General features: G+C 75.1%; 13 protein-coding genes and 1 pseudogene. 8 read left to right on the top strand and 6 right to left on the bottom strand.

The genetic code is table 11. The features are described from left to right. Positions 1–326: 326 nt before the first annotated feature. The 4 genes from ACGF1Z_RS01160 to ACGF1Z_RS01145 all read right to left on the bottom strand — a co-directional run bounded on the left by ACGF1Z_RS01160 (position 327) and on the right by ACGF1Z_RS01145 (position 7,373). Positions 327–1,739: a hypothetical protein gene (locus tag ACGF1Z_RS01160; protein WP_392998551.1), complete on the bottom strand. Its 1,413-nt coding sequence runs from the start codon at positions 1,737–1,739 to the stop codon at positions 327–329. Between the two features lie 457 nt (positions 1,740–2,196). Beyond that, a complete protein-coding gene (locus ACGF1Z_RS01155) occupies positions 2,197–3,204 on the bottom strand; it encodes a HEAT repeat domain-containing protein (protein ID WP_392998549.1) in 1,008 nt (335 codons plus the stop codon). Positions 3,205–3,207: 3 nt separating this feature from the next. Beyond that, positions 3,208–3,879, bottom strand: a complete 672-nt coding sequence (locus ACGF1Z_RS01150) for a HEAT repeat domain-containing protein (protein ID WP_392998547.1) — start codon at positions 3,877–3,879, stop codon at positions 3,208–3,210. Positions 3,880–4,070: 191 nt separating this feature from the next. After that, positions 4,071–7,373 carry a S8 family serine peptidase gene (locus ACGF1Z_RS01145; protein WP_393000255.1) on the bottom strand — a complete coding sequence of 1,101 codons (3,303 nt, stop codon included), beginning with the start codon at positions 7,371–7,373 and terminating at the stop codon, positions 4,071–4,073. Positions 7,374–7,962: 589 nt separating this feature from the next. On the opposite strand from ACGF1Z_RS01145, the pseudogene ACGF1Z_RS01140 reads away from it, so the two are divergent. The 7 genes and pseudogenes from ACGF1Z_RS01140 (at position 7,963) to ACGF1Z_RS01110 (ending at position 16,234) form a co-directional block, all read left to right on the top strand. Beyond that, positions 7,963–8,035: pseudogene (locus ACGF1Z_RS01140) on the top strand. Between the two features lie 93 nt (positions 8,036–8,128). After that, positions 8,129–9,283, top strand: coding sequence for a gala protein (locus ACGF1Z_RS01135; protein ID WP_392998545.1), 1,155 nt, complete (start codon positions 8,129–8,131; stop codon positions 9,281–9,283). Beyond that, positions 9,280–11,280: an ankyrin repeat domain-containing protein gene (locus ACGF1Z_RS01130; protein ID WP_392998543.1), complete on the top strand. Its 2,001-nt coding sequence runs from the start codon at positions 9,280–9,282 to the stop codon at positions 11,278–11,280. Before ACGF1Z_RS01135 ends, ACGF1Z_RS01130 begins: the two co-directional genes overlap by 4 nt. Then, positions 11,277–12,488, top strand: coding sequence for an AAA family ATPase (locus ACGF1Z_RS01125; RefSeq protein ID WP_392998541.1), 1,212 nt, complete (start codon positions 11,277–11,279; stop codon positions 12,486–12,488). The genes ACGF1Z_RS01130 and ACGF1Z_RS01125 overlap by 4 nt, the downstream gene beginning before the upstream one ends. A 10-nt stretch (positions 12,489–12,498) precedes the next feature. Then, complete coding sequence (locus tag ACGF1Z_RS01120; protein WP_392998539.1) at positions 12,499–13,713, top strand: VWA-like domain-containing protein; 1,215 nt, start codon at positions 12,499–12,501, stop codon at positions 13,711–13,713. 195 nt (positions 13,714–13,908) lie between these two features. Continuing rightward, positions 13,909–14,823, top strand: a complete 915-nt coding sequence (gene bla / locus ACGF1Z_RS01115) for a class A beta-lactamase (protein WP_392998537.1) — start codon at positions 13,909–13,911, stop codon at positions 14,821–14,823. Positions 14,824–14,929: 106 nt separating this feature from the next. Next, positions 14,930–16,234, top strand: a complete 1,305-nt coding sequence (locus ACGF1Z_RS01110; protein ID WP_392998535.1) for an MFS transporter — start codon at positions 14,930–14,932, stop codon at positions 16,232–16,234. Between the two features lie 227 nt (positions 16,235–16,461). Here ACGF1Z_RS01110 and ACGF1Z_RS01105 read toward each other — a convergent pair whose 3' ends face one another. Beyond that, entirely contained in the window at positions 16,462–17,022 is a 561-nt protein-coding gene (locus tag ACGF1Z_RS01105; RefSeq protein WP_392998533.1) for a nitroreductase family protein, read from the bottom strand. Positions 17,023–17,459: 437 nt separating this feature from the next. Beyond that, the gene (locus tag ACGF1Z_RS01100) at positions 17,460–18,431 is read right to left on the bottom strand and encodes an oxidoreductase (RefSeq protein WP_392998531.1); all 972 of its coding nucleotides are present in this window, start codon (positions 18,429–18,431) and stop codon (positions 17,460–17,462) included. A gap of 55 nt (positions 18,432–18,486) precedes the next feature. Between ACGF1Z_RS01100 and ACGF1Z_RS01095 the strand changes: the two genes are divergently transcribed. After that, the gene (locus tag ACGF1Z_RS01095; protein WP_392998529.1) at positions 18,487–18,909 is read left to right on the top strand and encodes a MerR family transcriptional regulator; all 423 of its coding nucleotides are present in this window, start codon (positions 18,487–18,489) and stop codon (positions 18,907–18,909) included. Positions 18,910–18,928 lie beyond the last annotated feature (19 nt).

Raw genomic sequence — 18,928 nt, 5'->3', positions numbered from 1 at the left:
CGACGGGGGCAGGGCCGGCCGACCGGTCGGCGCCCCGGGTCCGGTGACCGCCGCCGGGGCTCCCTCGGCGGGACCGTCCGCACCCGACCGGTGCGCCGATCGCCCCGGCCGCCCGTGTCAGGGCCGTCCGGGGGGAGACGGGCCGCCTTGCGCGGGCTGCCCTGCGCGGGCCGCCCTGCGCGGGCTGCTCACCGGGGCGGCCCGCGCAGGGGCCTACGCCGCGGGAGGCGCTCCGCGTTCCCCCTGCCGGGCACCCTTCGGGGAGTGTGACGGCCGGGCCTGTCTCCCGGACCTCCACCCCTCACCCGCGTCGCCGACGCCGCGGGTCAATGCACCTGGGTGCGCGGCGGGCAGGGGTCGCAGCAGGACGGCGCCGGTTCGACGCAGACGGTCACCGAGTCGGCGTTGTCGGTCGGGTCCGGGTCCTTCTCCACGGCGGTGGCGGAGGCGGTGTTCGTGATCCGGCCGGTGCGGGTCGCCTTCGCCCGCAGGGTGAGCGTGGCGCGTGCGCCGACGGCGAGTTCACCGACCGTCCACTGCCCGGCCCCGGGGTCGTAGGTGCCGCGTGAGGGGTCGGCGGAGAGGAAGACGAGTCCGTCGGGGAGCCGGTCGGTGACGGTGACGCCGGTCGCCGGGCTGGGACCGGCGTTGTGGACGGTCACGCGATAGCCGACCGTCTGCCCGACGCTCACGGTGGTGGCGTCGGCCGCCTTCGTCACGTCCAGGTTCGCGGCCGGCCGGACCTCGGTGACGGCCTCGTCGGACGTGGCCGTGAGCGACTCGGGGGTGGGCCCGAGCCGGTTCTCGTAGGCGGCCGTCGCCGTGTTGGCGACGCGCGTCCCCGCGGTCTCCGGACCGAGCACGACCCGGTACTCGACGGTCGTACCGCCCGGCAGGGCCGCGCTGTCGGCCAGGCTGCCGCCCTGTGCGGCGGAGGCGTCGGTGCCCAGCCGGAAGACGACCGCACGGGCCGCGGCGTCGTAGGAGGCCTGGTCGTCCCCCGCCCGGTCGGTCTTCGCGCCGCTGTTCGGGCCGTCGACGACGCGCAGGGAACCGGGCACGTACGCGGTCCCGGCGGGCAGCACGTCGGTGAGGGTGAGCCGCTCGGCGGCGCCGCCGCCCTCGTTCGTCGCCGTGATCTGGTAGGTGACGACGTCACCGACGTCCAACGGGCCGGCCGGCACGGCGGTCTTGGTGAGCACCACGTGCGGTGCGGTGCCGAAGAAGACGCCGTCGAGGAAGTTGCCGATCCCGCGGTTGCCGCCGGCCGCCGAGACGGAGCGGAAGGCGAAGCGCGTGACGGTCTGCCCGGCCGGGACGGTGTAGGTGCCGGTGTGGTGGCCCCAGGCCGTGTTGCCGTCGGTGAAGGTGCGCTGCTCGACCACGCTGCCCGGGGCGCCGATGTCGAGGGCCATGGTGTCCTGACCCTGCCGGCCGCGGTGGTGGAGGCGCCAGTACAGCTTGGTGCCGGGAGTGGTCGGCAGGTCCTGGTAGAGGGTCGAGACCTGGTTCGCGTTGAGCTCGGCGAACTGCTCGCCCTCCGCCGACGGCACGCCGTTGAATCCGGAGTGCCATAACTCGATCATGTGGTCGGTCGCGGTGGTGAGCCAGCCCGGGACGCTCCGTGGGGCCTGCGTCTGGGAGGCGTCCGGCAGGAACGCCATGTCGGTCACGGAGGGCTGCTCGAAGCTGCCGTTCACGAGGGAGACCCGCAGCGGGGCGGGAGGGGGTGTGCTCATGCTGACGTCTCCGGTCTGTCGACGGTGCGGGGGCCCACGACCCACACCGTGTGCGGTGGGGGAGCCGGGGCCGGGATCGCTCCGAGGCTCACCCCCCGCCCCGGCGGACGTACAGGCGCGTCGAAGGAGTCCCGGCCACCCCTGACGGGGAGGTTTGCGCGCGCCGGCACCCTGGGTCACGGCCCGTCCGGCCGCTCCCGCGCCCCCCGGCGCGCCTCCTCTCCCACTCCGGACCCGGCGCCCCCTGGCACACCGCCCGCGCTGACCGGATGCCACCACGGCGTGACGACCCTGCGCCATCCGACGGGGTGAATCGCGAGGCGTCAGGTTGACGTGCGCGCGTTCGGGTTCTCGCTCCGGTGCCGGGCCTTGCGGGCGGGCGGACCGCCGGTCCCGGGGGCTGCCTCCACCCCGATGGCGGCCGCGGTTCCCGCGCCGGCGGCGGCCGCACGGACGTTCATTCCGTGTCGCGCAGCCGGATCAGGTACTGCGCGGTCAGTGCGACGGAACGGTCCTCGTCGTGCGACAGCTCCTCCAGCGCGCGTGACGCGATCGGACCGGGGATGCCGGCGAGCGCCTGGGTGAGCCGACCGCGTGCGGGTGATCCCGTGGCGGGGCTGTCGAGGTGGCCGACGAGGCGGGCGGCGATCCGGTCCGCGGCCGTGGCGTCGTTCGCCAGCGCGCCGAGCGCGTCGGCCGCGTCCGTGTCGTGGGATCCCTCCACGATCATGTCGACGAGGGTGGGGATCGCCTCGGCTCCGCCGCGTGCCCCGAGCGCCAGCGCCGCGTACCGGCGGACGGCGGTGTCGGAGTGGGCAAGTGCCTCTCGCAGCCGACGGGCCGCCCGATCGCCGGGCAGTTCGGCGAGGGCCTGGACGGCCCGGCTGCGGACCGTGGCCCGCGGCGAGGCGAGGGCCCTCGCCAGGAGCGCCGGGCCGTCGTCGGCCCCGGATCGCGCCAACGCCCACCGAAGGGCTCCGGCGACGTTCGGGTCGTCCTCGCGCAGCGCGGCGTCGACCAGGGCCTCGACCGGGATCGGCGGCTCCTCGGCCGAGGTCAGTGCGGCGCGTTGGCGTGTGTCGGCGTTCGGGGAGGCCAGCGCGTGCAGCAGCGCGACGATCTTGAGCACGTCCTGCCAGTCGGTGGGCTCCGCCGACTCGATCCGGCTCAGCCGGTGGAGCAGCTCGGTCTCCGCGGCGATGCGTTCGCGTGTCCGGTGGACCAGATCCCTGACGAGCGTCGCGGGCGTGAACCCGGGGTCGTCGAGCGCGAGCCCGATCTCGCGCAGCGACAGGCCCAGCGAGCGCAGGCTCTCGATGTGGAAGATCCGCCGGATGTCCTCCCCGGCGTACTCCCGATAGCCCGAGCCCGTCCGCCCCGACGGGCGCACCAGGCCGAGCTTCTCGTAGTGCCTGAGCATGCGGGCACTGACCCCGGACCTTCGCGCCACCTCACCGATCAACACGCCCTATTGTCCCGCCTGCCCGGCGGGGCCGAGGGCGACGACGCGCTTCGCCTCCTCGATCGCGAACCCGAAGTCGCTGTCCGGGTCACGGAGCAGCCGCTCGGTGGCGAGCGCATGGGCCCGTACCCGGGGACCGGCTCCGGCGGCCGCGGCGCGCACGGCCGGCACCATCACTTCGGCCAGCGCGACCAGCGCACGGCTGAGACTCCGCTGCGTCTCCCGGTCACCCCGTCCGAGCTGGGTCGAGAGCACCACGGCCAGCGCGGACTCCGCACCCTCCGGTACCAGCAGCGCCGCGGCCCGCCAGGCGCTGCGCGCCACCTCGTCGTCGGCGTCGGTCAGCAGCTCCCGGCTGATCGACGGCCAGGCCCGCCGGTCACCGATCTTGGACAGGGTGTGCAGCGCCTGGCTGCGGGCCTGCGGGCGGGGGGAGCGGACGGCGCGCAGCAGCCGGGGGAGCGTGAGGGACACCGGGTGGCGCGTCAGGGCCCAGGTCAGCATGTCGCGGACGAAGAACTCGGGCTCGACCCCGCACCGCTCGACGAGCCCGTCGACGAAGCGCGGGTCCGGTGTGGTGCCGGCCGCCAGCGCGGCCCGCAGCCGTACGGACGGGCGTCCGTCCTCCAGCGCCCCGAGTGTCCGCGCCACGGCGGCTTCCTGTGTCGTGATCGTCATGGGACCACCTCCTCGGCATGCAGTGAAGGGCTTGTCACCGTGTCAAGGTCAAGCCGGCCCGGCCGGACGCGTCCTCGCGGCCCGGCGACCTCGCCCGCGACATGGCGTCCCGACGCCCGGCCGGTGACGGCCGAACGGCGCCACCACAAGAGTGGTGACGCCGGGTCGGGCGGGGCCGCTCAGGGCCTACGTCACTTGCCGTACCACGCGTTGTGGACGGTCAGGGTCGACGTGTTGCCCTGCTTGTCGGTGACCTTGGCGGAGAGCGAGATCGCGGCGTCCTTCGCCGGGTTCTTCACACCGATCCGGCCGCCCACCACCGGGACGGTCTGCCAGGTCTTTCCGTCGTCGTAGCTCACGGACACGGTGAGCGACCTGAGGTTCTGCCCGGCCGCCGAGCCCTGCACGGTCACCGGGACCAGGACCGGGGCGAGCGCCGGGGCCCGGGAGGCGAGGTCGACGGGGGCCGCGAAGCGCACCGTCGAGACCGGCAGCGCGGTCGTGGCGGCGACCTGCCGGGACCGGAACGTGAATCCGGCGTCGATCCGGGTGGAGGCCGCGGCGAGGCTCGCCGGGCGCTCCACGGAGGTCGTCAGCCGGTACTCCGCGTCCTCGGCGCCGACCGGGAAGGGCTTCTCACCGGTCAGCGGGTCGTCGTTCGCCGCGATCCTGACGCCGTTGCGGTAGAGCGTCGTCGTGGCGGAGGCGTACGGGGCGAGCCCCGCGTGGCCCTTGCCGTCGGCGAACAGCGGCAGCGAGCCGACGAGCTTCTGCTCGCCCGTCGCCGGGTCGGGAGCCGTGCGGAACACGCCCGCGTTCTCGCTCAGCAGAGGGCCGAAGACACCGGTGTTGAAGTCTTCCCGGTAGGTCCGCCCGGCCTCGTAGCGCTGCGGCCGCGTCATCTCGTAGCTGCCCTCGAAGGCCGGGTAGCCCCACTCGTCGGGCGGACCCGCCTGCGTGAACTTGGTGACCCACGTGACGCGGTCGGAGGTGGAGACGTAGAAGGTGCGCGCGCCCGGCGCCGCCTGCGGCGCGGAGAACCCGTTGCCCTCGGGCGCGCCCGGCAGATGCGCGAACGGCGAGGCGAGCGCCTTCTTCCCGGGGACGGAGGCGCCGAGACCGACCTTGAGCGTGGCCAGTTCGTTCGCCTTCACGTGCTTGGTGTAACCGGTCGCGACGGTGCGCGCCGGGCCGCCGTAGGCCACCGAGTACTGGCTGGTGGCGTCCTTGAGGAAGTGCGCGTCCCAGGTCTGCAGGAGGGTGCCGTCGGTGACGGCCGGACCCAGGTGGGCGGTGCGGAAGCCGGTGAAGCCCCGGAGGACCCAGCCGTTGCCGACGCGTCCGATGTCGGTCGCGAGCTCGTAGTACGTGCCGGCGTAGTCCGCCCGGTCGATGCCCGGCACGGTGAGGTCCACCGGCTCGGTGGTGCGGGCGTCCGCCGTGACGGTCATGTCTCCGGTGACGTCCAGCTTCGGCTGTGCGATCCAGTCGGTGCCCTTGGTGTAGTCCGAGGGGTCCTGGTAGACGGCCGTGTTGAAGGTGTACGCGCCCTTGGGCACACGGATCGTGTGGCTGCCCGGCTCGTTGTCGACGCGGGCACCGAAGCCCGCGGCGGGACCGGAGACGCCGACCAGGGTGCTGGAGAAGTTCTGGGCGTCGGCGCCGTCGCGGCCGACGGCGCGGATGGTGAGGTCGTACGACTCCGCCTCCCGTACGGCCACCGCGGCCGTGCGCACCGTCTGGCCCGCGCCGGTGGCCGTGACGTAGCCCGAGTAGGTGCCGTCGGCGGTACCGATCCGGGTGTCGGCGACGAGATCGACCTCGGCCGTGCCGCCGGCCGGCACGGTGACCTTCGGGGCGCCGAGCGAGAAGAAGCCGGCCGGGGCGGCCTTGCCCGCCGGGTCCAGCGTGGACACCGCCAGGTCGAGGGTGACGTCGACGGTCCCGAGGTTGCGGTAGGCGATCTTCCTGGTGAGCGGCCGGTCGTCGGCGTGCGGCCACTGCGCCGTGCCGAAGTTCAGCGAGACGGGTTCGGCGACGACGCTCTGGGACAGCGCCCGGTCGACCTGGACGCGACCCGAACCCTGCTGGAACGCGGTCAGGTTCGCGCCTCCCTCGGCGGACGCGACCAGCGCGCCCTTGAGTTCGGCGTACTTCCAGTCGGGGTGCCGCTGCTTCAGGATCGCGGCGGCGCCCGCGACGTGCGGGGTCGCCATCGACGTGCCGTCGATCTGCAGGTAGCCCGGAGCGGGATGCGGCGTGGCGGGGTCGGTGTCGATGGCGCTGCCGGGGGCCGCCGCCGCGGTGACGGCGACGCCGGGTGCGGTCACGTCGGGCTTGACGGCGCCGTCGCCGACGCGCGGGCCGGTGCTGGAGAAGGGCGCGAGCCGGTCGTCCTTGTCGACGGCTCCGACCGTCAGCGCCGCGTCCGCGCTGCCCGGCGAGCCCACCGTCGACGCGCCGGCCTCGCCGTCGTTGCCCGCCGCGACGGCGAACAGGATCCCCTTCTCGGCGGAGAGCCGGTCGATCGTGGCCTCCAGGGGGTCGACGCCCGGGCTGTCGCCGTGTCCCAGGCTCAGGTTGACGACGTCCGCGCCCTCGGCGGCGGCCCACTCCATGCCCGCCATGACGGCGGAGTCGTCCCCGTAGCCCTCGTCGTCGAGGACCTTCCCGCTGATCAGCTCGGCCCCGGGGGCGACGCCCTTGAACCGGCCCCCGGACCTGGCACCCGTACCGGCGGCGATCGACGCGACGTGGGTGCCGTGCCCGACGCGGTCCACGGCGTCGGCGGAGGGTGAGAAGTTCCTCTCGCCGACGACCCGGGTCCTGAGGTCGTCGTGGGTCTTGTCGACACCGGTGTCGAGGACGGCGATCTTGACGCCCTTGCCGTCGTAACCGGCCGCCCATGCCCGGTCGGCGCCGATCTGCCGGACGCTGCGGTCCAGGCTCGCGCGGCTCACCCCGTCCAGCCACACCCGGGCGATGCCGGGGGCGGCGGCGCGTGCGCCGGTCCGCTGCCGGTCGGTCAGCGCCTCCCACACCCGGGCGAGTTCGTCCGGGGACGTGCGGATGGCGTCGGCGTCGATCGTCGGGAACGTACGCCGCAGGTCGGTGCCGCCGGCCGAACGCACCTCGGTCCGTGCGGCGGTGGCACCCCCCGCGTACTGCACGATCAGCTTGAGCCCGTCGCGGTGGCTCTTGCGCAGCCGCGGATCGGTGAGGACGGCGAGGTCGAACAGGCGCTGGTCCAACCTGCCGGTGGCGATCAGGCGCTGCGCGTCGCCCGGGACCACGAGGGTGTGGTCGCCGGTGCGCTGCACCTGTACGGGTATGTGCTCGCGGCCCGGGGCGGACTCGAAGCCCACCATCCGGCCCGTGGAGTTCACCACGACGCGGTCGCCGGTGACGAGCGGGATCCGCTCGTCACCGGCGGGGCGTGGAAGGTCCGGTGCGGCCGTCGTGTGCGCGGCGATGGCGGTCGCGGGGCCGGTCATGCCTGCCATCAGGGCCACGGACGCGGCCGCTGCGATGCCGAGGACGCGTGCTCTCTGCACGTGTGTGCGCAAGTCTCCCCCAGGAGCTTGGGACGGGGTGGTGTGAGTGGTTCCAGTCGTGGGGCGTCACGGCGCCCGCCGCTGGTCAGCGCAGTATGTGAGGGCGAGAAGCGGGCGATCAACGCCGCTGGGGGAGTGCGGGGGCGGGGCGCGGGGTTTCCGGACAACGTGACGGCGGCGTGTGCGATCGCACCACGATGGGGGTGTGACCAACGTGTGACAGCCACGCGATCCTTGCGCGACAGCGACGCACGGCGGAGCCATCCGATCGCCTTCCGGGGCAGGCCGGCGCGCTGCTCCCGGGTCCGGGCCCACCGGGCCGGAACACACGCCTCCCAATGGCCGGATCCGTTCCGGACATGAACCCCTTCCCGTTCGCGCGCGCGTGATCGAACAGAGGGCAGGGCTCAGAGGCCGGCGGCGGGGTGGCGCGCGGGGGCGGGCCCCGGTGCCACGCGTCCGCGGCGCCCAGGCCGACACCGCCGGGGTATCGAACTCGCATGCGAATGTGGCTATGATCATCCGAAGCAAGGCCGTAGCGCAGAGGTCGTCGCGCCCACGCATCGAGCTGGAGGACGTCGGTTCGAATCCGACCGGTCTTGCGCCTACTTGACGTCGACGGGGTCCCCGACCTCTCGACGCCGTGACAGTCGAAGCGGAACGCCGGTCCCCGGCGACAGACCGGTGGAGTGGTGATGACGCAGCCGACAACGCCCGTACGCTGCCCGGCGATCGAACACCCCGATCCGCCCCTGGCCGACCCCGTACGGCTCGCCCCGCTGCTCGACCGCCTCGCGGACGACCGGGCGGTCACGGACGACGAGACCTTCCCCCTCGGCACCCTGCGCCCCGACGGCCGCGTCGACCTGTGCAAGCAGGGCCTCGGCCCCGGCGGCGCCGCCCGTCTCGCCCCCGCGGCCCTCGCCTCCCCGCACGCCGCCCATCTGCTCCTCGGCACCAACTCCCTCGGCGACGAGGGCCTGCGCCCCCTGGCCGAGGCCCTCACCGCCGCGCGCCGCGCCGGCACCGGCCATGCCGTGCACACCCTCTACCTCGGCTGCAACCGCATCGGCCCGGCCGGCGTCACCAGCCTCACGGAGGCACTCGCCGACGACACCACCGTCCGCGCCCTCTGGCTCAAGCGGAACCCCCTCGGCGCGACCGGCGCCCGCACCCTCGCCGGACTCCTGCGCCGCAACACCGCCCTGCGCACCCTCGACCTGGTCAACTCCGGCATCGGAGCCGAGGGCGTCCGGGCGGTCCTCGAGGCGCTCCTGGACCGCGAGACCCCGCTCGAACGTCTCTTCCTCGGCGGCAACGGCCTGACCGCCGCCGACGCACCGCTGCTCGCCGCACTCGTCCGCGACGCCGGAGTCCGCGAGCTCTACGTCCCGGCCAACCACCTCGGCGACGCGGGCGTGGCGGTGCTGGCCGCCGCGACCGACGCGAACCGCCCCGTCCGGCTCGGCCTCGGCGGCAACGGCATCGGCCCCTCCGGCGCCGCGGCCCTCGCGGACGCCCTCGACGGCATCGACGCCCTCGACCTCGGCCGCACCATGTCGGAACGCAGCCTCGGCGCCCCCGGCAACGCCACCGGCGACACCGGCGCCCACGCCCTCGCCGCGGCCCTGCCCGGCAGCCCCCTGCGCCGCCTCGAACTGCGCCACACCGGCATCACCGGCCGCGGCGCGAAGACGCTGCTCGCCTCCCTGGACGCCGGGCACCACCTCGAATACGTGGGCCTCGGCCCCGGACTGCCCCGCCGGGTCAAGCGGTCGTTCACCGAGCGGCTCCGTCCGCCCCGCCCCACCCACCCCGACCTGCGCGCGATCGGCAGCCTCTACCGATGAGCCGGCCCACCCCGCCGCCCGCGGCCCTCTCACCCGCCGACGCCGCCGACTGGACCCGGGTCCGCCGCTTCGCCGTGCCCGGCTGGATGATCGAGCGCGCCACCGAGGCCCGGCTCGCGGGCGACTGGCGTGCGGCCTGCGCCGCGGCCGCCGTGGACGTCCCGGACGACCTCGACCCCGCACGCGTCGCCGACCGGTACGGCCCCGGGGTCGCCGCCCTCCTGGCCGACGACCTGCGCCACTTCGCCCCCGACCTGCTGCGCTGGCACCTGCCGCGCTCCCTCGGCGGCCGCAGCACCCTCGCCCCGTGCCGGCGCACCGTCCTCGCGGTCTACGGCGCCGCCGGACCCATCCTGTCCGTCACCAACCTGCCGATGCTGGAAGGACCCCAGCGGCTGCGGCTGCACCTCGCGCCCGGCCGCCCCGCCGGCACGAGCGACAGCCTTCACGGCGTGGCCTACGCCACCGAGGACTGGACCTGCGCCCGCCGCTTCTGGGACGCCCGCCGCACCGGCGAACTGCGCCTCAGCGCCGGCCCCGCCACCACCGGCCGCCTGCCCTTCCTGCACCCCGACGGCACCCCGCTCACCCCGGACGAACTGCCCGACACCGACCCGGGACCCGCCGACCCGGCCGCCCACGCCGAATGGATCGCCGTGCTCCGGGCCCGCGGAGCGCACGTCGAGGCCTACGCCGCCGCCGGACTGGACCTCGACCTCACACCCCCACCCCCGCCGCAGAACCGCTACGCCGCGCGGCAGCTCGACGTCGCCGAACTCGTCGCGCACGGCTCCGCCGACCTCACGCGCCTCGCCCCCGAACTCCGCCTCCTGTCGGACGCCGGACGCGGAACGCGCTTCCGCCTGCCCGTGCTCTGGCGCGCCCATCTGCGCGTCACCCACGACGGCGCGAACGCAGCCGGGCCGGCCGTCCGGATCGAGGGCCGCGAGCGAGGCCAGGACGAGGGCCTCCCGCTCCTGCCCTCGTACGTCTGGCAGCCCCTCCCCGACATCGCCCTGCTGCGCGCGGGGCGCATCCGCCCCGATCAGCTCCATCCGGTGGTGGCCGCCGCGCTGTTCCCCGGGGCGGCCCCCGCCGTCGGCCCGGCCGGCCCGCGGGCGGCCGAGCCGGTACGCGTCCGCTGCGGCGGCGCCTGGCACGAGGTGATCTCCCGGAACGGGGTCCTGGACGTCCCCCACACGCAGCAGGAGCAGCAGCGCGAACAGGCCCTGCGCGCCTTCGGCGGCACCATCTCCGGCTGCTTCGCCACCCAGCTCGCGTGGACGACGGGCGAGGGCCGGCTGCCCCGTGCGCTGCGGGACCAGCGGCGCGAGCTGTTCACCCACGTCCAGCACGGCGACACGCCCGCGGTCACCGCGCTCCTCGACGCGGGCTGGGACCCGCACGTCCGCGACCGCAAGGGGCGCAGCCTGCTGCACCTGCTGCACCTGCTCGACCACCGGGAGCTGCTGCCCCGGCTGCTCGCCGCCGGACTGGACGTGGAGGCCCGGGACAAGGCGCACCACACGCCGCTGCAACTCGCCGTCGCCCAGGGCGGGTCGCCCCGGCTGGTGCGCGACCTCCTCGACGCCGGCGCCCGCATCGACGTCGTCGACGAGATGGAGCTCTCCCTCGCCCAGGTGATCCGCCGCTATCAGCGGACCGACCTGGCGTTCCTGCGTCACCGCGTGGACGAGGAGCATCCGGGGATCGGCTCCGAGTGGTACGACGAGTACCTGGAGGAGCGGAACGAACCCGACGGGGACGAGGATCCGGGCTGGGCCGGGGTGCCCGGCCTGGACCCGCTCGACGCATCCCGGTCCTCCCGGGAGGCCGACCCCTTCGGCGGCATCGGTCCAACCGGCCCGGCCCGGCCCGCCGCCCCGGCCGACGAACCCAACGGCCGCGCGGGCCAGGACGAGGACCCCAACGGCCGCGCGGCCCAGGACGACGACCCCAACCGCCCCGCGGCCCAGGACGAGGACACCTCCGCATGACGAACGCCTCCACGCCCCGCGCCGGCTCCGTCCCCGCGCCCCTCGCAGCAGCCGACGCGCTCAACGCCCGCCTGCGCGCCACCAGGACCGAGGCCTCCGGCAACCGGCAACTGGAAGCCCTCGCACTGGCCGTGACGGCCAACCAGCCCGTCCTGCTGTGGGGTGAACCCGGCATCGGCAAGTCCGCCGGCATGCTCCAGCTCGCCGACGCCCTGGGCGTGGAGCTGGAGACCGTGGTCGCCAGCGTCCACGAACCCTCCGACTTCGCCGGCCTGCCGATCGTCGGTGACGACCCGGCCGCCACCGGTGTGCCGATGGCCCCGCCGGACTGGGCCGTCCGGCTCGCCCGCACCGGCCACGGCCTGCTGTTCTTCGACGAGCTGTCCTCGGCCCCGCCCGCCGTGCAGGCCGCCCTGCTGCGCGTCGTGCTCGAACGCCGCGTCGGCAGCCTCACCCTCCCCGAGCCGGTGCGGATCGTCGCCGCCGCCAACCCGCCCTCCAGCGCCGCCGACGGCTGGCACCTGAGCCCGCCGCTCGCCAACCGCTTCGTCCACCTCGACTGGACCCACGACCCGCGCACCGTCGCCCGCGGCATGGCCGGCACCTGGCCCGAGACCGCCCTCCCCACGGTCGACCCCGCCCGCGTCTCCGGCGCCGTCGCCCGCGCCCGCGGCGTCATCTCCGGTTTCCTGACCGCCCGCCCCGGCCTCGTCCACCACCTGCCGAAGGAGGCCGAGGGCCGCGGCCGCGCCTGGCCCTCGCCGCGCTCCTGGGAGGCGGCGCTGCGCCTGCTCGCCACCGGCTACGCCTCCGGCGCCGGGCAGCAGGCGACGGCGGCCGCCGTGATCGGCGCCGTCGGCGAGGCCGCCGGCATCGAGCTCCTGTCGTACCTGGAGAACCTCGACCTGCCCGACCCCGACCGGGTGCTCGCCGACCCGTCGGCCTTCGCCCTGCCCGAACGCGGCGACCGCCAGCTGGCGTTCCTCATCGCCGTCGTCGCCGCCGTGCAGAGCGAGCCCACCCGCCCGCGCTGGGAGGCCGGCTGGGAGGTCCTCGCCAAGGCCGTCGACGCCGGAGTCCCCGACGTCGCAGCCCGCGCCGCCCGGGACCTCGCCGTCATGCGCGAGCCCGACTGGCCCATCCCGCCCGGCATCGACGCCTTCCTCGAACTGCTCCAGCTCGCCGGCGCGCTGCCCGGCGCGCGCTGAGGCGCCCGCCGTGCACCCGGCCCCCGGCGGCGGCCCCGCAGCGGAGCTGGACCGCGCCAAGCTGCTCGCCGCGCGCTACCGGGCGGCCGAGGCGCGCCCGTACCTCGCCTCCGCCCTCTACGCCCTGACGGTCGTCCCCTCCCACCGGGTCCGGACCATGGCCGTCGACCGCCACTGGCGCTGCTACGTCGCACCCGAGTTCGTCGCGGCCACCGCCATCGAGGAACTGGCCGGCGTGTGGATCCACGAGGCCGCCCACCTCCTGCGCGACCACCACGGCCGGGCCGGGCAGCTGCCCGCCGCCGACCAGCGCGACCGGCTGCGGATCAACATCGCCCAGGACTGCGAGATCAACGACGACCTGCTCGCCGACGGCCTCCGCCTTCCCGAAGGCCGCATGGTGCCGGGCCTGTTCGGCCTGCCCGACGGCGGCCTCTTCGAGGAGTACGTGCCCGGCATCCCGGCCACCCCGCCGCACGCGCTCGACTGCGGATCGGGCGCCCACGGCGTCCCGGCCCCCTGGGACCTCGAAGCGGGCGGCCCCGACACCGTCGGCGGTCTGAGCCCCGTCGAGGCCGAGGCGCTGCGCCGCCGGACCGCCGAGGCCATCCGCTCCCACCACCGTTCCCGCGGCTCGGTCCCCGGCGGCTGGCGGCGCTGGGCCGAACAGACCCTCGAACCCGTCGTCGACTGGCGCAAGGCCCTCACCGGCGCCGTCCGGGAGGCCGCCGCCTGGGCCGGCGGCGCCGTCGACTACACCTACCGGCGCCCCTCGCGCCGTACCCCCGCCCTCGGCGGCCGGGTCGTGCTGCCCAGCCTGCGCCGGCCGTTGCCCCGGGTGGCCGTCGTCGTCGACACCTCCGGATCCATGGGCGACGACGACCTCGCCGCGGCCCTCGCGGAGATCTCCGGAGTGCTGCGCGAGGTCGGCATCGGCGGGAACCGGGTCGCCGTCCTCGCCTGCGACGCCGACGTCCAGGCCGTCGCCCGGGTCACCGCCGTCGACCAGGTCGAACTCGCCGGCGGCGGCGGAACGGACATGACCGTCGGCATCCGGGCCGCGCTCGACGCGCCCGAACCCCCGCAGATCGTGGTCGTCCTCACCGACGGCCACACGCCCTGGCCCCCGGAACCCGTCACCTGCCGGCTGATCGTGGCCCTGATCGGAGCGGACGCGCCGCAGCCCCCGGCCTGGGCGGAGACCGTACGGATCACGCCGGCCTGACCACCGCACGGCCCGTTCCCGCCGACCCCTCCGGGCGGCCCACCCGGGTGGGCCGCCGACGAGGAGCGGTGACCTCCAGGCGTTCCGTACGCGAGGCCCCGGGCCGTCCGACGCCACCCTCGGCACGCGGACCGGCGTAGCGGGTAGCCTCGGGATGCCGGATCGACGGCATCTCCCCACGAACAGGTTCTACCGGTGGCCCTGACCCGACGCGCCTCGCTCGCCGCACTGTCCACTGCCGCACTCGCCCCGATGCTCGGCTGCGACGTGGAGAAGACCGATGCCACCTCCCAGCCCTCCGCCACGCCGACGGACGACGTCTTCGTGCGGCTGGAGCGGAGGTTCGACGCCCGACTCGGCGTCCACGCCGTCGACACCGGCGACGGGAGCGTCCTCGCGCACCGCGCCGACGAGCGCTTCGCGTACGCCTCCACCTACAAGGCGCTGGCCGCGGCGGCGGTGCTGAAGGAGAACGCTCCCGGGACGCTCGATCGAGTCGTCCGCTACACCAGGGGCGACCTCGTCACCCACGCCCCGATCACCGAACGGCACGTCGACACCGGCATGACGCTGCGCGCGCTGTGCGACGCGGCCGTGCGCCACAGCGACAACACCGCCGGGAACCTGCTGTTCCGCGTCCTCGGCGGCCCGAAGGGCTTCCAGGCCGCCCTGGCCGGCATCGGCGACGCCACCACGCGGGCCGACCGCTACGAAACCGCGCTCAACGAAGCCACCCCGGGCGACCTGCGCGACACGAGCACGCCCCGAGCCCTCGCCACCGACCTGCGCGCCTACGCCCTCGGCGACGTCCTGGACACCGAAGGCAAGGCGCTGTTCGTCGACTGGCTCAAGCGCAACACCACGGGCGACGACGTCATCCGCGCCGGTGTGCCCACCGGTTGGCAGGTCGGCGACAAGACCGGCACCGCCGACTACGGCACCCGCAACGACATCGGCATCCTGTGGCCCCCGGACCGCGCACCGATCGTCCTCGCCGTCCTGTCCAGCCGGGCCGCCCCGAAGGCCGAACACGACGACCGCCTCATCGCGCAGGCCACCGCGGCCGTCGTCGCCGCCCTGACGGGGCGGAACGGGCGTCACGGTCCGTAGGGCCCTTCCCGCCCCACGACCGTCGCCCGTGCGCGACCGCCCGGTCGTCGCTCAGGTGCGCGGCGGCCCGATCGCGCCCGCAAGGCTCCCTGTTAGGGTGACGGTCATGATCGGGGCGGGGGTGGGGAAGCGCGATTCCGCGCCGGACTCCGGTCCGCAGCGGGCCCTGATCGGGGCCGCCTTCGTCAGCCGGGTGGGCAACGGCCTCTTCAACACCGCTGCCGTCCTCTACTTCACGCTCGTGGTGCAACTGCCCGCCGCCCAGGTGGGAGCCGGCCTCACGATCGCCGGACTCGTCGGCCTGGCGGCCGGGATACCGGCGGGAAACCTGGCCGACCGGTACGGGCCACGGGGGATCTGGCTGACGAGCCTGGCCCTGCAGACCGCCACGATGGCGGCCTTCGTCCTCATCGACGGCTGGCTCGCCTTCACGCTCGTCGCCACCCTGGACCGGCTGGCCGCCGCGGGCGGCGGCGCCGCGGGCGGTGCGCTCGTCGCGCGAGCGGGGGGTGAACGCCCCGCCGCCTTCAGAGCCAGACTCCGCACCTTCGTCAACCTCGGCGTCGTCGTCGGCACCCTGGGAGCGGCCGTCGCGATCCAGATCGACACCCGCCCCGCCTACACCGCCCTGATCCTCGCCAACGCCGCCAGTTTCGCCTGCGCTGGACTGATCGCGCTCCTGGGCGTTCCCCGCTACCGCCCGCTGCCCCGTCCCGCGGCGCACCGCCGGTGGTCCGTCCTGTCGGACCGGCCGTACGTGTCCTTCGTCGCGCTCTACAGCGCCATGGGCCTGCAGTACCAGACCGTCTCCCTCCTGCTGCCGATCTGGCTCACCGCCCACACCGACGCACCGCGCTGGACCGTGGCGGCGGTCTATGCCATCAACAGCGGCGTCTGCGTGCTGCTCCAGAGCAGGCTCGGCTCCACGGTGGAGACCCCTCGACAGGGGGGCCGCGCCTTCCGCCTGGCCGGGCTGCTGTTCCTCGTCAGCTGCCCGTTGATGGCGCTGACGGCCGACGTTCCCGCGTGGGTCGCACCTGCCCTCGCCGTCCTCGCCGTCTGCATCCACAGCGTCGGGGAGGTCTGGGAGTCGTCGGGTGGCTACGCGCTCGCCTTCGGCCTCGCCCCGGACCACGCCCAGGGGCAGTACCAGGGCCTCTTCGGCCTCGGCTTCGACGCGGGCCAGGCCCTCGCCCCCGTGGTGCTGACGGGTGCGGTCCTCGGGCTCGGACACACGGGCTGGCTGTTCCTCGGCGTCCTCTTCGCGGGCCTCGGCGCGGCAGGACCTCCGGTCGCCGCATGGGCCGAGCGCACCCGCCCCGGGAAGCCCGGTGGGGACGACGCCGCACCACCGGGGCCGGGCGGATCCCCGCTGCCGGAGGCCGACCGGCAGGGCGTTTCGGGAACGTAGAGCCCCGCGCGCAGCTCGGGGCCCGCGGTGACCGGTGCGGCCGACCGCGCGGCGGAGCCCGCCCTCGTACCCGGTGCGCCCGTTGATACTGTGACCCCGTGGCCCCGTGAATCCCCCCGTGACCCCGTTGATCCCGTGATCCCGTGCCGTGACCGGGGCCACGCGGTGAGCGTGCGGCCAGGCGCCGGGAGCCGGGCGGGACGTCACGCCACCGGCTGGCCGCCGGGCTACTTCGTCAGTGACCAGGGGGCGGACAGCAGTTCGGCGACGCTGCGGCGGTCGCGGCCCTCCGGCCGCTCGTCGGCGGACTTCCCCAGCGCGACCATGGAGACGATCGCCCAGCCCGGGGCCGGGCCCAGTTCCTTGGTGAGGCCCTCCAGGTCGAAGGCCCGGAACTGGTGGGCGGCGAGCCCCATCGCCTGCGCCTGGACGGTCATGTGGGCGATGGCCTGCCCCAGGTCGTAGTCCGCGAACTCGGAGTAGAGCAGCTCCGTGTCACCGACGTGCCGGCGCGCCAGCGTGACGACGAGCAGACCGGCGTCCGTCGCCCAGCGTGCCGAGCTGGGCGCCAGGTGAGGAAGCACCCGCTCGTGGTCCGGCTCGCCTGGCCGGCCCGTGAAGAAGCCCCAGGGCTGGGAGTTCCCGGCCGACGGCGCCCAGCGCGCCGCCTCCAGCAGCAGCCCCAGCGAACGGTCGTCCACGGCGGCCGACGGGTCGAACCGGTAGGGGCTGAACCGTCCCGCGAGCAGAGGATGGATGCCGTCGGCCGGCTCGGGATCACGTCGCATGTCCCGCTGCAACCGCCCATCGCACAGGCGTATTCCTTACGGGGCCGCGATCGGACGGGAGCCCGTCCCGGACCCGGTGGCGCGGGTGCGCCCGCGGATGTCGGCCCGGCGGCGCTCACCGCCGCCGGGCCGACGGACGCCGAGCGGCCGGGGCCGGCCCGGCCGGCCCTCGACCTGGTGGGCTGCGCGCCGGGTGCCGCCTCCGGCCCGCGAGCGCGGGCGCGCAGCGGGCCGAACGGCGGGCCGCCAACGAGGCGGTGATGACTTCGGACGGGACCGCCCACGAGGATGACGTCGCCGCCGCCCACCGCTCCGGAGGCCTGCCGCCGGCCGGGTGGACCGGCAGCTCCGGTGGGGGACCGCTGCTGTCGTCGTGGGCGTTCCCGGCAGGGAGTGCGGCGGCCCACAGCGAGGGGCAGGCGGGGTCCGCCGCGGGATCACCGGGGGATCGGGGCGGTCCCGGTCGCCGCCAGGGACATCTCCCAGAGCCGTGCGGCGGCGTCGGGAGCGAGGGCGTGCTCGCGGACGCCGCCGTCGTCCATGGACTGCTCGGGCCCGGAGACGCGTGCGACCTCGCAGTCCTCCAGGTAGAGCCCGCCGAGTCCGTCGAGGAGGGGCGACGTGGCCGCCCACAGTCCGGTGGCGGCGCCCTGGGAGGGGGTCTTGAAGCCGGAGCCGATCACGTTGCCGTGCTCGTCCACCCACCCGCGGTCCAGTTGCTCGCGGAGACTCATCTCCCGCTGGAGACCGGTGATGATCTTGCCCGGGTGGAGGGCGTACGCGCGGACGCCGTCGTGGCGCCCGAGGGCGTCGAGGTGGACGGCGAACAGGGAGTTGGCGGTCTTCGCCTGACCGTACGCCAGCCACTTGTCGTAACCGGTACGGAAGTGCGGGTCGTGCCAGCGGATGCCGGTCAGGACATGCCCGGCGGAGCTGTTCACCACGACCCGCGCACCGTTCGCGGCGGCCAGGAGCGGATAGAGCTCGCCGGTGAGCGCGAAGTGCCCGAAGTGGTTGGCGGCGAGCTGGCTCTCCCAGCCGGGCCCGACCCGCCGCTCCGGGGTGGCCATCACGCCCGCGACGGCCATCAGCAGGTCGAGGCGGTCGAGCCGGTCGGTGATCTCCGCGGCGGCTGCGCGCACACTGCCGAGGTCGGCCAGGTCCATGGCGACGACCTCGCAGCCCGCCACGTCCTGGAGGACGGTCCGGGCGGTGCCGGGACGGCGTGCCGGAACGATGACCCGGGCCCCCGCGGCGGCGAGGGCCCGGGCGGTCTCCAGCCCGAGGCCCGAGTAACCGCCGGTCACCAGGGCGGTCGTGCCGGAGAGATCCAGGCCGTCCGTGACCTCCGCGGCGGAGGTGGCAGCGGAGAAGGGAGAGCCGAGCGGCTGTTGATCAGTGGTGGTCATGCCGTCGACGCTACGATCTGGAGCAAGGTCTAGATCAAGCCCTACACTGCGTCGCATGACGACGGCCGAGATCCCCGCGGAGCCGCTGAGCATCGGCGAGGTGGCGGAACGGACCGGGCTCAGCGTGCACGCCCTGCGCTTCTACGAGCGCGAGGGCCTGCTGGTCGGGCCGGTCCACCGCACGTCGGGCGGCCGGCGGCGGTACACCTCCTCCGACGTGGACTGGCTGCTGATCTGCGTCAGACTGCGGGAGTCGGGCATGCCGCTGGCCGACCTCAAGCTGTTCGCCGGCCTGGTGCGGGAGGGGCCCGGCAACGAGGAGGAACGCCTGCACCTGCTCGACGCCCATCGACAACGCGTCGACGCACAGATCCGGGCGCTGGAGGAGTGCCGTTCGCTCATCGCCTGGAAGGCCGGTGTCTACGCCGAGCACCTCGCCCGCGGCGAGGCCGGCGGACTCTGGGACCCCACCGCCTGAGGCAGGCGCGGACAGCCCG

The sequence above is a fragment of the Streptomyces sp. NPDC048018 genome (genome assembly GCF_043202995.1).
Lineage (GTDB): Bacteria > Actinomycetota > Actinomycetes > Streptomycetales > Streptomycetaceae > Streptomyces.
Note: the sequence above shows the minus strand (reverse complement) of the source record. Positions and strands in the feature narration are given on the sequence as shown.

Coding starts and splice junctions, on each gene's coding strand:
- ACGF1Z_RS01160 (WP_392998551.1), bottom strand. CDS start 1,739: ATGAGCACACCCCCTCCCGCCCCGCTGCGGGTCTCCCTCGTGAACGGC.
- ACGF1Z_RS01150 (WP_392998547.1), bottom strand. CDS start 3,879: ATGACGATCACGACACAGGAAGCCGCCGTGGCGCGGACACTCGGGGCG.
- ACGF1Z_RS01145 (WP_393000255.1), bottom strand. CDS start 7,373: ATGACCGGCCCCGCGACCGCCATCGCCGCGCACACGACGGCCGCACCG.
- ACGF1Z_RS01135 (WP_392998545.1), top strand. CDS start 8,129: ATGACGCAGCCGACAACGCCCGTACGCTGCCCGGCGATCGAACACCCC.
- ACGF1Z_RS01130 (WP_392998543.1), top strand. CDS start 9,280: ATGAGCCGGCCCACCCCGCCGCCCGCGGCCCTCTCACCCGCCGACGCC.
- ACGF1Z_RS01125 (WP_392998541.1), top strand. CDS start 11,277: ATGACGAACGCCTCCACGCCCCGCGCCGGCTCCGTCCCCGCGCCCCTC.
- ACGF1Z_RS01110 (WP_392998535.1), top strand. CDS start 14,930: ATGATCGGGGCGGGGGTGGGGAAGCGCGATTCCGCGCCGGACTCCGGT.
- ACGF1Z_RS01105 (WP_392998533.1), bottom strand. CDS start 17,022: ATGCGACGTGATCCCGAGCCGGCCGACGGCATCCATCCTCTGCTCGCG.
- ACGF1Z_RS01100 (WP_392998531.1), bottom strand. CDS start 18,431: ATGACCACCACTGATCAACAGCCGCTCGGCTCTCCCTTCTCCGCTGCC.
- ACGF1Z_RS01095 (WP_392998529.1), top strand. CDS start 18,487: ATGACGACGGCCGAGATCCCCGCGGAGCCGCTGAGCATCGGCGAGGTG.